This is a genomic window from Pseudomonas sp. HAR-UPW-AIA-41 (assembly GCF_002304225.1).
GTDB lineage: Bacteria > Pseudomonadota > Gammaproteobacteria > Pseudomonadales > Pseudomonadaceae > Aquipseudomonas.
The window spans coordinates 352,232-364,541 of record NZ_NSLB01000001.1 but is presented as its reverse complement, the minus strand read 5'-3'; the positions used below and the strand labels follow the sequence as shown (position 1 = coordinate 364,541).

Below are 12,310 nucleotides of genomic sequence, written 5' to 3'. Positions count from 1 at the left end.
TAGGCAAAAATCGGTGAGGAAGCGGAGTTTACGAATGGTAAATGAGCAGTCCGAACCGGTTTTTAACGACGCATCACCGAGCGCAGGCACTTTTCGTACAGAACCTAGGTGAATACCCAGAGCACGCGGGTGGGCTGCTCGCTCTGGTTGGCGTAACGGAACTGGGCAAAGGGCGGCAGCTGGAAGCTGTCGTTGGCGTACAGCACCACCGGCTCGATTGCATCGTTGAGCCAGATCGACAGCTCGCCTTCAAGGACGAAACCGCCCTGCTCCGAGCTGTCATTGACGTGTTTGTCGCCACTGCTGGCGCCCGGCGCCAGATGGCTTTCGAGCATGGAGAAGCCGCCGCTCATGGTCGGTGAAACCAGTACGTCGGTAATGCCGCCGGCGTAGTAGAGGGTGCGACGCTCGCCCGGACGGGTCACCCAGCGCACTTCGCGGGGCTTGCTCAGGCTGTAGAAATAGGTGGTCGGCACGCCCAGCGTCTCGCTGATGGCGGTGAGATCGGCCACGGTCGGGCGTGACTTGCCGCGCTCGACCTGGGACAGGAACCCCACCGAGCGGCCGATCTGCTCGGCCAGCTCGTTGAGGGTCACGCCCTTGTGCTTGCGCAGGTCGCGAATCAGGATCGCCAGACCTTCGACTTCATCCTGCATATCCATAGTGTGTCTCCAGCACCGGCCCAACCGTGGGCCGGATCATTAAAAGAAATCGCGCAACCGGTACCAGGCCTTGCCGGCGGCTTCCAGCGGGGCGGCCAGCAGACTGCCGCCGGGGAAGCGCGGGTTGTCGAGGCCCTGGTACAGCTCCAGCAGTTCCGTATCGCCGAGGATGGCATCGCTGACCGCCCTGGCCGCGGCCAGGGTCGGCAACACGCCATGCCCGGAGAAACCCTGCAGCCAGTAGCGGCCGCCTTCGCGCCCGACATCCGGGGTGCGTTTCATGCTCACGTCGATATGGCCGCCCCAGGCGTAATCGATGGCCACACCGGCCAGTTGCGGGTACACCCGCTCCAGATAGGGCCGCGTGGCCGCCGCGACATCCGCCGGGATGCCGCCCAGGTAGGTGCAGCCGCCGCCGAACAGCAGGCGGTGGTCCGGGGTCAGGCGGAAATAATCGGGGACGAACTGGTTGTCGATCACGCAGCTGTTCTTCGGCAGCAGCGACGCCGCCAGTTGCGGGTCGAGCGGCGCGGTGGCCACCTGATAGGAGCCCACCGGCAGCAGACGGCTGGACAGGTCGCTGTCGAGACGGTCGATGTAGGCGTTGCAGGCCAGCACGATCTGGTCGGCGCGCACTTCACCCCGCTCGGTACGGGCCACATAACCCTCGCCCTGCTCGCCGTAGCTGAGCACGCGGCTCTGTTCGAACAGCCGGCCGCCGCCCTGCTCGATGGCCGCCGCCAGGCCCTGGGCCAGCTTCAGCGGATTGAGATGACCGGCCTGCGGGTCGTACAACGCGGCCTGGTAACGCTCGCTGCCGATCCACTCGGGCAGCTCGTCGCGGCCGATCAGGCGCAGCTGGTCATAGCCCCACTTGTGCTGCGCCTCTTCCAGCGCCTCGGCCAGCATGCCGACGCGGCGCGGCAGCACGGCCGTCCACAGGCTGCCCGGGCGGTAGTCGATATCGAAACCATGGCGCTGCGGCAGCTGGCGGATTTCCTCGGCAGCCCAGACCATGCTGTCCCACAGACGACGGGTGCGGTCCACGCCGAGCGCCTTCTCCAGCGGCGGCATGTCGCACGACCAGCCCAGCAGCGCCTGACCACCGTTACGCCCGGAAGCCGCCCAGGCCAGTCGGCTGGCCTCCAGCACAACCACCTTCTTGCCGGCGGCGGTCAGGCGCAGCGCCGTGTGCAGCCCGCTGAAACCGCATCCAATGATCAGCACATCGGCCTGCAGGGTTTCCTGCAGGGTGCTGCGCAGGGGAATGCTGCCGGGGAAGGTGGCGGCGTAGTAACTGGCAACGTGCTGGGCGGACTGTTTGAACATGGCACACCATGAAATTATTAGAATCCAATTTCATGAATATTAGCCATTAAAAATTCACGCAAGCAAGCCTTTATTGAACATTACGTTCAGGATTCCTTACGCCCCACCCGCACGGTCAGCGGCCAGACCACCTCACGGGTCTGCTCAGGCTGGCCCCAGAGCGTAGCCAGTTCTGTCTCCAGCGCAGCGACCGGATCGGTCCCGCTGGCCTGCAGACAACGTCCGCTGGCCGACCAGCTGCGCAGATAGCCGAGCAACTGCGCCAGATTCCAGTGCTGGCGCATGGCAAAGGGCGGCACCTCGATGAGCGGAAACGGAAACGCCAGTTCGGCATAGCCGTTCTCCACATGGCGCCGCTCGGCCGGCCAGTAAGGCCCCACCACCTCGTGATAGAAGTGCTGCAGCAGGTGGTTGGGCCCGTCGCCTTCCAGCGCCTGCACGCCGTAGCACCATTCGGCAATCAGCCCGCCGGGCTTGAGCACGCGTCGCGCTTCAGCATGGAAGGCCGGCACATCGAACCAGTGCAGGGCCTGAGCCACCACGACGAGGTCAACACTGGCATCGGCCAGACCACTGTTCTCGGCCGGCGCCTGACGAAAGCTGATCCGGGGATGCTCGGCGGCCTCGGCCAGTTGCGCGGCACTGGCATCGGTGGCCACCACCTGACGGAAATAACCGACCAGATCCAGCGCCGCCTGCCCGCTGCCTGTCGCACAGTCCCAGCACAGCGCATGGCCATTGCACTGCTCGGCCAGCCAGAGAAACAGCTCCGCCGGGTAACCCGGCCGGCTGCTGGCGTAGTGACCGGCCACGCGGGCGAAGTGATCACTGAATCCCTCATTCATCTCACACCTCCGGATTGCCTGGGCAGTCTGGGAATAACCCGGGCATGCGCCGAACAGCGTAGCGCAACATGCCCGAGAAACACCTTGTCGCAACCTGACGACGACCAGAAGATTGCCAGGACGTGACCAACAGTCATAGCATGACCGCCGGTCACAACCATTCATTGAAGCCTGCCATGCGTTATCAGGATCAACAGTTTCAGCACCGCGAACAGGCCATTCTGCACAGTGCCCTGGTGCTGTTTCGCCAGCACAGCTGGGAAACCGTGACCATCGCCGAAGTGGCCGAAGCCGCCGGCATCGGCAAGGGCACGGTGTACAAGCACTTCCCCAGCAAGGAGGCGCTGTTCGCCGAACTGGTGCTGGATTTCTCCCAGCGTTGCCTGGAGGGCTACCGCCGGTTGCCGGCCGGCACAACGCCCGACGAGCGCCTGCGCCAGAGCATTCGTCAGGGGCTGACCGACTGCCAGCGCGACCCGCTGATGGCGCAGCTGTGCATGCACTGCGAGCGCCCGGAATTCAAGGAGCGCCTGAGCCCCGAGTACCGCCAGCGCTTCGCCGCCATGGAGGCGGCCTTTGCCGAGCACTTCAGCACGCTGGTCAGTCAGGCGCTTGGGGATCTGGCGCTGCCAGCCAGGGACTGCCTGCTCCTGCTGGCTGCCATGGATGCCTGCTTCTCCGGCGCCATGCTGCGCATCACCAGCGGCCGCCTGGGCGACTGGCTGGGTGATACCGCCATGGACGCCTACCTCGACCAGATCACCGATTTCATCATTGCCGGCCTGCACGGCCAGGCCGCGCGCCTACTCGCTCAGCCACGGCTGCAAGGGAACTGATCATGCTGCGTGCTTTCTTTCAACGTCCCTGGCTGCTGGCCATTGTCCTGAGCGTCGCCCTGCTGCTCTGGCTGGTCACCGGCAACTGGTTCAAGGCCAGCGAGCAGGCGCCGGCCGATCAGCCACCGGCCCAGCAGAATGCTCTGGCGCAGGTGCAGTTCGAGTGGCGCGAGGCCAAGCCGATGCAGCGCCAGCACCTGGTACAGGGCCAGCTGGAGGCCTGGCGTCGGGTCGATCTGCGCGCGCAGATCAACGCCAGCGTTGTCGCGCTGGATCGCGACAAGGGCAGCAGCGTGGCCGCCGGTGACGTACTGCTGACCCTCTCGGGTGACAGCCGCCCGGCCGAACTGGCGCGCGATGAAGCCGATGTGCGCCAGCAGGAAGCCGCCGCGGCCGCCGCCCGGCGCCTGTATGGGCAGAAGCTGTTGTCCAACAATGACCTGCTCAAGGTCGAGAGCGAGCTGGCCAGCGCCCGCGCGCGGCTCGACGCTACCCGCCTGGCCCTGAGCCGCACGCGCATCAGGGCGCCGTTCGACGGTGTGTATGACGAACGCCGCGTCGAACTGGGCGACTATGTCGAGCCCGGCCAGAGCCTGCTCAGCGTGGTCGAGATCGGCCGACTCAAGGTCAGCGCGCAGATTCCCCAGCAGGATGTGGCGCGCCTGGCCATCGGCCAGCCGGTCCGCGTGCAACTGCTCGATGGCGCGCAACTGGAAGGTGCCCTGCACTTCATCGCCGCCGCCGCCGAGCCCGGCACACGCAGCTTCCGCATCGAAGTGGCGGTGGCCAATCCGCAGCACCTGCGTCTGGCCGGTGCCAGCGCCACCCTGCTGATCGATACCGGCGAAGCCCTCGCCCACGCGGTTTCGCCAGCCCTGCTCAGTCTGGATAAGGACGGCCGGCCGGGGGTCAAGTGGCTCAACGAGCAGCAGGTGGTGCAGTTCACGCCCGTGCAGCTGATCAGCGTCAGCAACCAGACCGCTTGGGTCGCCGGTCTGCCCAAGCGGGTGGCGCTGATCACCGCCGGCCAGGGCTTTGTCGAAGCCGGCCAGCAGGTCGTGGCCCGTGAAGCCGGGCGGGTGAACTGAGATGGGTGCCCTGATCGCCGCCGCACTGGAGCGCAGCCGCGCCAGCCTGTTGCTGCTGGCCTTTCTGATCATCGGCGGGCTGACTGCGTATGTGGCCATGCCCAAGGAATCCAACCCGGATGTCAGCATCCCGGTGATCTACGTGTCCATGAGCCTGGAAGGCATCGCCCCGGAAGATGCCGAGCGCCTGCTGGTGCGGCCCATGGAGCAGGAGCTGCGCAGTCTGGAAGGCATCAAGGAAATGACCTCCATGGCCAGCGAAGGCCATGCCTCGGTCACCCTGGAGTTCGACGCCGGTTTCAATGCCAAGCAGGCGCTGGCCGATGTGCGGGAAAAGGTCGACACCGCGCGCAGCAAGCTGCCCGAGGAAGCCGACGAGCCGGAGGTGCACGAGATCAACGTGGCGCTGTTCCCGGTGCTGTCGGTGGGCCTGTCCGGCCCGCTGACCGAAGAACAGCTGGTGTACACCGCGCGCGAGCTGAAGGAGCACATCGAGGGCATTCCCGAGGTGCTCTCGGTGGAGATCGGCGGCGACCGCGAGGACCTGCTGGAGATTCTGGTCGACCCGCAGGTGCTCGACAGCTACGGCATCGACTACAACGACCTGTTCAACTTCGTCACCCGCAACAACCGGCTGGTCGCCGCCGGCAGCCTGGACACCGGTGCAGGCCGTCTGGCCATGAAAGTGCCCGGGGTGATCGAGGACCTGGAAGATGTCATGTCCCTGCCGATCAAGGTGCAGGGCAACAGTGTGGTGACCTTCGCCGACGTGGCCACTATCCGCCGCACCTTCAAGGACCCGCTGGGCTTTGCCCGGATCAACGGCCAGCCGGCCGTGGTGCTGGAAATCTCCAAGCGCAGCGGCGCCAACATCATCGCCACCATCGAGAAGGTCAAGGCGCTGCTGGCCAAGGCCCAGCCGCAATTGCCCGACGGCCTGCGCGTCAGCTACATCATGGACCAGTCCAAGGAAGTGCAGGACATGCTCAGCGACCTGCTGAACAACGTCCTCACCGCCATCGTGCTGGTGCTGATCATCATCGTCGCCACCATGGGCGTGCGCCCGGCGCTGCTGGTCGGGCTGACCATCCCCGGCGCTTTCTTCACCGGCATTCTGCTGATCTGGCTGCTGGGTTTTACCCTCAACATCGTGGTGCTGTTCAGCCTGATTCTGGTGGCCGGCATGCTGGTGGACGGCGCCATCGTGGTGTCCGAGCTGGCCGACCGCTATCTGGGCCAGGGCCAGACGCCGCGCCAGGCGTGGGTCAACGCGGCGACACGGATGGCCTGGCCGGTGTTCTCCTCCACGGCCACCACCATGGTGGTGTTCATCCCCCTGCTGTTCTGGCCCGGTGTGGTCGGCGAATTCATGAAGTACCTGCCGGCCACGGTGATCCTCTGTCTGGCCGCCTCGCTGATCATGGCCCTGGTGTTCATGCCGGTGCTTGGCGCCGTCGCCGGCGGCAACCCGCAGCTGCGCGACAAGCCCCGCCCTCACCAGGGCAGCCGGCTGTACCGGCAGGTACTCAGCCGGCTGCTGCGCCGCCCGGCGATGACCCTGTTCGGCATGCTCGGCCTGATCGGGCTGATCTATCTGGCCTATGCCCAGTTCAACCACGGCGTGGAATTCTTCCCCGAGGTCGAGCCCGACAGCGCTCAGGTACTGGTGCGTGCCCGTGGCGATCTGTCGGTGGTGGAGAAGGATCAGCTGCTGCAGGGCGTGGAGAAACGCCTGCTCGGCATGCCAGAACTCAAGGCCATCTATGCCCGCTCCTTTGCCAGCAGTCAGGCGGAAAACCGTCTGGGCGAAGACGTGATCGGCACCCTGCAGTTCCAGTTCATCGAGTGGCACCAGCGCCGCCCGGCCAGCGCGATTCTGGCCGACATGCGCCAGCGCACCCAGGACATCCCCGGGGTGATTCTGGAGTTCCGCAAGCAGGAGCACGGCCCCAACGACGGCAAGCCGGTGAACCTCAAGATCAGTGCCAGCGACCCGGCTCAGGCGCTGGCCTGGGCCGACCGGCTGCGCGCGGAAATGGAGCGGCTCGGCGGCTTTACCGACGTGGAAGATGACCGCGCGCTGCCCGGCATCGAATGGCGCCTGACCGTGGACCGTGAAGCCGCCGCGCGTTTCGGCGCCGATGTGCTGAGCGTGGGCAACGCCGTGCAGATGGTCACCAACGGCCTCAAGGTGGCCACCTACCGCCCCGAGGACGCCACAGACGAAGTGGATATCCGCGTGCGCCTGCCGGAGAGCTGGCGCTCGCTGGATCAGTTCAACCGCCTGACCCTGTCCACCGCCAAGGGCCAGGTGCCGCTGGGCAACTTCGTCTCGCTGGCGCCGGCACCCAAGGTCGGCACCCTGCGTCGGGTCGATGGCAAACGCACCCTGACCCTGCAGGCCGATCTGGCCGAGGGCTTCCGTCTGGATGAACGCCTGCCGGCACTGCTGGCGGCCGCCGGCGAACCACCGGCCGGGGTGCAGATGAAGTTCGGCGGCGAGCAGGAAGACCAGCAGGAGGCGGCCAGTTTCCTCAGCACCGCCTTCGGCGTGGCCATCTTCCTCATGCTCTTGATCCTGGTGATCGAGTTCAACAGCCTGTTCCAGAGCTTTCTGGTGCTTTCGGCCATCGTCCTGTCCACCGCCGGGGTACTGCTGGGCCTGCTGTTCGCCGGCCAGTCATTCGGCATCGTCATGGTCGGCATGGGCCTGATCGCCCTGTCCGGCGTGGTGGTGGGCAACAACATCGTGCTGATCGACTGCTACAACCAGCTGCGCCGTCAGGGCCTCCCGCCCTACGAAGCGGCGCTGGAAAGTGCCTGCCTGCGCCTGCGTCCGGTGGTACTCACCGCGGTCACCGCCGCCCTCGGTCTGGTGCCGATGGTGCTGGGGGTCAACGTCGATCTGCTCGGCCCGAGCCTGGGCATCGGTGCGCCCTCAACCCAGTGGTGGACGCAGATGTCCAGCGCCATTGCCGGCGGCATGATGTTCGCCACGGTGCTGACCCAACTGCTGACGCCCTGTCTGCTGTTGCTCGGCTCACGCTTCGAGAAGCACCCGCCGCCGCTGGAGACCAGCGAGGACGACCTGCTCGATCTGCCGGAACACCTGCTGGAGAAACTGCCACTACCGCGTAGCGACAAACAGACCGCCCTCTGAACCACTGCCACACCTGTGAAGGGGCGTGGCAGCCAGTTTCAACCGTAGGCGTTTTCGCAGAAGCAGCGCTGGATATGCTCGACCTCACCGGCGCGCCCAAGCAGACTTTCCACGCAGCGCCGGTCAAACTTCAGCCCGGCCTGTTCGAGCAACCAGCTAAAAGCTTTCTCATTGCTCCAGGCCTGCTTGTAGGGCCGCTCGCTGGTCAGCGCATCGAACACATCCGCCACGGTGACGATGCGCGACTCCAGCGGAATAGCATCACCAACCAAGCCATCCGGGTAGCCGCTGCCATCCACCAGCTCATGGTGATGAAGGATGATGTTGCGCAGCAGGCTGACCTGCCCGACGCCCCCCAGGCCGAAGTTCTCCAGTAGCTGGTCAACCAGTTGCAGGCCAGCACGGGCATGCTCACGCATGATCACCTGCTCATCCTCTGTCAGCAGTCCAGGTTTGAGCAGCACGCGGTCGGGAATGGTGATTTTGCCCAGGTCATGCAGCGGAGCGAACAGGTAGACATGCTCGACAAAGCTGTCATCCAGCCCTTGCTCATCCGCCAGATCCTGAGCAATCAGCCGTGCATAACGCGACATGCGCTCAAGATGGTTGCCGGTTTCCGGATCACGGGCATGGGTCAAGCTGGTCGCAGACTTGAGCGTGGCCAGCAGAGTGCGCACGTTGGCGCGCTCGTTGTAAACCATGAGGCTGGCCAGGTGGCCCAGTACATCCAGTTCACTGAGCAGCGCCCCTTCAAATACCCCGATCTGTCGGGCGTTGAAAAAGATGAAACCGAAGAAGTAGCCATTGACGCACATCGGCAAGGTGTAGCTGGAGCGGTAACCCGCCTCCAGCAGCGCCTGCACATGCACCTTCTGACTGTCCTGCAGCACACTGAAATCGGCAATCACCCGCGGTGCCTGGCTGTCTGCCACCGCCTTGAGCCAGGTGGTTTCCTGCAACAGCGCGTGATAATGCGGCAGCGCGTTATCACGGTCCTCCACCGCCACAAAGGTCTTCACCCAATCGCTGCCGTGGTCATACAGCGCCACCGCCAGGCGCTGCACCTCGGGGTACTTGCTCTGCAGAGTTGCCAGCAGGTAGCGAAGTTTGGCCTGAAGAGGGCCCGGTTCCTGAAGATCATGCAGATGGGACATGAGCACTCCTTGGCTGGTCGATTAACACAGTCTAGTCACTGCGATCCAGCCTCGCGTAGGTTGGGTTGAGTCGCCCTGCGGCGAAGCCCAACGAGCTGCAGCACCAGCGGTTGGGCTTCGCTCAACGCCAACCTACGGCCAGCCGGAAACTGCGATCCGGACTTGACCTTAAAGTTGACTTTAATCTTAGGATCACACCGTCATCCCGAATCCCCGGAGTTTTCAATGTCCTCTTCCGTCCTGTTCAGCCCCCTGCCACTGCCCTGCGGCGCCGTGCTGCCCAACCGTCTGGGCAAGGCGGCCATGGAGGAAAACCTTGCCGAAGCCGGCCAGTTGCCCGGCGCCACCCTGACCGACCTGTACCGCTGCTGGAGCCAGGGCGGTACCGGCCTGCTGATCACCGGCAATGTCATGGTCGATGGCAGCGCCATGACAGGCCCCGGTGGCGTGGTGCTGGAAGCGGGCGTGCCGCTGCAGCCGTTCCGCGACTGGGCCGAGGCAGCCAAATCCGGCGGCGCGCAGGTGTGGATGCAGCTCAACCATCCGGGCCGGCAGACCTACGCCAACCTGGGCGGCAAGCTGTGGGCGCCCTCGGCGGTGGCGCTGGATCTGGGCAAGCACTCGAAGCTGTTCGGCGTACCCAGGGCCATGGAGGAGCAGGACATCGCCGAGCTGATCGAGCGTTTCGCCAGCAGCGCCCAGCTGGCCGAGCAAGCCGGCTTCGACGGCGTGCAGATCCACGCCGCGCATGGCTACCTGCTGTCGCAGTTCCTCTCGCCGCTGACCAACCAGCGCAGCGACCGCTGGGGCGGCGGCTTGGAAAACCGCGCGCGCCTGCTGGTGGAAGTGATCCGGGCCGTGCGCGCTCGCGTTTCGCCGCGATTTGCCGTGGCGGTCAAGCTCAACTCGGCCGACTTCCAGCGCGGCGGCTTCGATGACGCCGACGCCCTGGCCGTGCTGCAGCTGCTCAACGAACTGCCGGTGGATCTGGTCGAGTTGTCCGGCGGCAGCTACGAGAGCCCGGCCATGCAGGGGCGCACCGCCGATGGCCGCACCCTGGCCCGCGAAGCCTACTTCCTAGAGTTTGCCGCCAAACTGGCAGGCCAGGCGCGCATGCCGCTGATGACCACCGGTGGCATCCGCCGCCGCGCGGTGGCCGAAGAGGTGCTGAGCCAGGGCGTGGCCGTGGTCGGCATGGCAACGGCGCTGACGGTGATCCCGGACCTGCCGGCCCGCTGGCAGGCCGGTGACGATGCCGTGGCCGAACTGCCGGTGGTGAACTGGAACGACAAGGTGCTCTCGGCCGTGGCCACCATGGCTGTTATCCGCCGCCAGCTGCGTCGCCTGGGCAGCCGCCGGGCCAGCAAACCGGACGCATCCCCGGCAGTCTCGCTGCTGCTCGACCGCCTGCGCCTGAGCCGCCTGACGCGCCGCTACCGGCGCTGGCTGGCACAGCGTCAGGCCTAAAGCACACTCCCGTTGTTGGGCTTCGCTGCGCTCAACCCAACCTACGGCATCACCCATTAAAAACGGCCCGCCTCCTCTCGGAGCGCGGGCGTTTTTTATTGCAGCGCGTTTTACTGAGCGTCGCGGTATTCCTGCTCGGCCTTGTCGAAGCGCTGAGCCATGCCCTGGCTCGGGCCACTACCGATGCGACTGAACAGCACAATGGCCAGAGTGGCGAGGATGAAGCCCGGGATGATTTCGTACAGGCCCAGACCGATCCAGTTCTTCCACACCACCACGGTCACCGCACCGACCACCATGCCGGCCAGGGCGCCGTTGCGGGTCATGCCCTTCCACAGCACGGAGAGAATCACCACCGGACCGAAGGCCGCGCCGAAACCGGCCCAGGCGTAGGACACCAGACCCAGCACGCGGTTTTCCGGGTTGGAAGCCAGAGCGATGGCCACCACGGCCACCAGCAGCACCATGGCGCGGCCGACCCACACCAGCTCGTTCTGGCTGGCGTTCTTGCGCAGGAAGGCCTTGTAGAAGTCCTCGGTCAGGGCGCTGGAGCACACCAGCAGCTGGCAGCTCAGGGTCGACATCACCGCTGCCAGAATGGCCGACAGCAGCACACCGGCGATCCACGGGTTGAACAGCAGCTTGGCCAGTTCGATGAACACGCGCTCGGGGTTTTCCTTGACCGCGCCGGCCAGCTCTGGATGGGCGGAGAAGTAGGCGATGCCGAAGAAGCCCACGGCCACGGCGCCGCCCAGGCAGAGGATCATCCAGGTCATGGAGATGCGGCGGGCAGCCGGAATGGCCTTGACCGACTCGGCGGCCATGAAGCGCGCCAGGATGTGCGGCTGGCCGAAGTAGCCCAGGCCCCAGGCCATCAGCGAGATCACGCCGACGAAGGTGGCGCCCTTGAGCATGTCGAAGTGGCTCGGGTCGACCGCCTCGATGGCCATGAAGGTCGGATCGACGCCGCCGGTGGCCAGCATCACCACCACCGGGGTGAGGATCAGGGCGAAGATCATCAGGGTGGCCTGCACGGTGTCGGTCCAGCTCACCGCGAGGAAGCCGCCGATGAAGGTGTAGGCGATGGTCGCCGCGGCGCCGGCCCACAGGGCGGTCTCGTAGCTCATGCCGAAGGTGCTCTCGAACAGACGGGCACCGGCCACCACGCCGGAGGCGCAGTAGATGGTGAAGAACACCAGAATCACCAGCGCCGAGAAGATGCGCAGGATGCGGCTGTTGTCCTCGAAGCGGGTGGTGAAGTAATCCGGCAGGGTCAGGGCATTGCCGTTGTGCTCGGTCTGCACGCGCAGGCGACCGGCGACGAACAGCCAGTTGAGGTAGGCACCGGCGATCAGGCCGATGGCGATCCAGCTCTCGGAGATGCCGGCGATGAAGATGGCGCCCGGCAGGCCCATCAGCAACCAGCCGCTCATGTCCGAAGCGCCGGCCGACAGGGCGGTGACAAAACTGCCGATGCTGCGGCCACCGAGAATGTAGTCGGAGAGGTTCTTGGTTCGCAGGTAGGCAACAAGGCCGATCAGGACCATCGCGGCGATATACACCACGAAAGTGATCAGCATGGGAGTACTAGCAGTCATCGGGGGATACCCTCTTGGTTGTTGTTATGCGCCGCGACGGGTAGCGCGCGGCGATTGGCTGGCAAGTTGCCCGCGGATAACGGGCCTCGGTGTCGATCTGCGGCGATCTGCCGACAGATGTCTCTGATTGACGCCGCTCACCGGCGGCGCATCACGCCACTCCCTCCTGAA

Annotated in this window: 9 protein-coding genes; 4 read left to right on the top strand and 5 right to left on the bottom strand. The window is 65.4% G+C overall.

Annotated elements, in window-relative coordinates:
- Positions 1 to 104 precede the first annotated feature (104 nt).
- The 3 genes from CK486_RS01700 to CK486_RS01690 all read right to left on the bottom strand — a co-directional run bounded on the left by CK486_RS01700 (position 105) and on the right by CK486_RS01690 (position 2,836).
- Complete coding sequence (locus CK486_RS01700) at positions 105 to 662, bottom strand: helix-turn-helix domain-containing protein (RefSeq protein WP_095938549.1); 558 nt, start codon at positions 660 to 662, stop codon at positions 105 to 107.
- A gap of 39 nt (positions 663 to 701) precedes the next feature.
- The gene (locus tag CK486_RS01695; RefSeq protein ID WP_095938548.1) at positions 702 to 1,991 is read right to left on the bottom strand and encodes an FAD-binding oxidoreductase; all 1,290 of its coding nucleotides are present in this window, start codon (positions 1,989 to 1,991) and stop codon (positions 702 to 704) included.
- 86 nt (positions 1,992 to 2,077) lie between these two features.
- Positions 2,078 to 2,836, bottom strand: a complete 759-nt coding sequence (locus CK486_RS01690; protein ID WP_095938547.1) for a class I SAM-dependent methyltransferase — start codon at positions 2,834 to 2,836, stop codon at positions 2,078 to 2,080.
- A 176-nt stretch (positions 2,837 to 3,012) separates the two neighbouring features.
- On the opposite strand from CK486_RS01690, the gene CK486_RS01685 reads away from it, so the two are divergent.
- The 3 genes from CK486_RS01685 to CK486_RS01675 are packed head-to-tail and all read left to right on the top strand — an operon-like array spanning position 3,013 to position 7,920.
- On the top strand, positions 3,013 to 3,672 hold the full coding sequence (locus tag CK486_RS01685; RefSeq protein WP_095939036.1) for a TetR/AcrR family transcriptional regulator: 660 nt from the start codon (positions 3,013 to 3,015) through the stop codon (positions 3,670 to 3,672).
- A 2-nt stretch (positions 3,673 to 3,674) separates the two neighbouring features.
- Positions 3,675 to 4,760, top strand: coding sequence for an efflux RND transporter periplasmic adaptor subunit (locus CK486_RS01680; RefSeq protein ID WP_095938546.1), 1,086 nt, complete (start codon positions 3,675 to 3,677; stop codon positions 4,758 to 4,760).
- A 1-nt stretch (position 4,761) separates the two neighbouring features.
- The gene (locus tag CK486_RS01675) at positions 4,762 to 7,920 is read left to right on the top strand and encodes an efflux RND transporter permease subunit (protein WP_095938545.1); all 3,159 of its coding nucleotides are present in this window, start codon (positions 4,762 to 4,764) and stop codon (positions 7,918 to 7,920) included.
- A 38-nt stretch (positions 7,921 to 7,958) separates the two neighbouring features.
- Here CK486_RS01675 and CK486_RS01670 read toward each other — a convergent pair whose 3' ends face one another.
- A complete protein-coding gene (locus CK486_RS01670; protein WP_095938544.1) occupies positions 7,959 to 9,074 on the bottom strand; it encodes an HD-GYP domain-containing protein in 1,116 nt (371 codons plus the stop codon).
- Between the two features lie 225 nt (positions 9,075 to 9,299).
- Between CK486_RS01670 and CK486_RS01665 the strand changes: the two genes are divergently transcribed.
- Positions 9,300 to 10,541, top strand: a complete 1,242-nt coding sequence (locus CK486_RS01665) for an NADH:flavin oxidoreductase/NADH oxidase family protein (RefSeq protein WP_176481627.1) — start codon at positions 9,300 to 9,302, stop codon at positions 10,539 to 10,541.
- 110 nt (positions 10,542 to 10,651) lie between these two features.
- On the opposite strand, the gene putP is transcribed toward CK486_RS01665, so the two are convergent.
- Positions 10,652 to 12,139, bottom strand: coding sequence for a sodium/proline symporter PutP (putP, locus tag CK486_RS01660; protein ID WP_095938543.1), 1,488 nt, complete (start codon positions 12,137 to 12,139; stop codon positions 10,652 to 10,654).
- Between the last annotated feature and the right edge of the window lie 171 nt (positions 12,140 to 12,310).

What these genes read in the sequence shown, in the direction of transcription:
- CK486_RS01700 (WP_095938549.1), bottom strand. Translation starts at nt 662, where the DNA reads ATGGATATGCAGGATGAAGTCGAAGGTCTGGCGATCCTGATTCGCGAC.
- CK486_RS01695 (WP_095938548.1), bottom strand. Translation starts at nt 1,991, where the DNA reads ATGTTCAAACAGTCCGCCCAGCACGTTGCCAGTTACTACGCCGCCACC.
- CK486_RS01690 (WP_095938547.1), bottom strand. Translation starts at nt 2,836, where the DNA reads ATGAATGAGGGATTCAGTGATCACTTCGCCCGCGTGGCCGGTCACTAC.
- CK486_RS01685 (WP_095939036.1), top strand. Translation starts at nt 3,013, where the DNA reads ATGCGTTATCAGGATCAACAGTTTCAGCACCGCGAACAGGCCATTCTG.
- CK486_RS01680 (WP_095938546.1), top strand. Translation starts at nt 3,675, where the DNA reads ATGCTGCGTGCTTTCTTTCAACGTCCCTGGCTGCTGGCCATTGTCCTG.
- CK486_RS01675 (WP_095938545.1), top strand. Translation starts at nt 4,762, where the DNA reads ATGGGTGCCCTGATCGCCGCCGCACTGGAGCGCAGCCGCGCCAGCCTG.
- CK486_RS01670 (WP_095938544.1), bottom strand. Translation starts at nt 9,074, where the DNA reads ATGTCCCATCTGCATGATCTTCAGGAACCGGGCCCTCTTCAGGCCAAA.
- CK486_RS01665 (WP_176481627.1), top strand. Translation starts at nt 9,300, where the DNA reads ATGTCCTCTTCCGTCCTGTTCAGCCCCCTGCCACTGCCCTGCGGCGCC.
- putP (WP_095938543.1), bottom strand. Translation starts at nt 12,139, where the DNA reads ATGACTGCTAGTACTCCCATGCTGATCACTTTCGTGGTGTATATCGCC.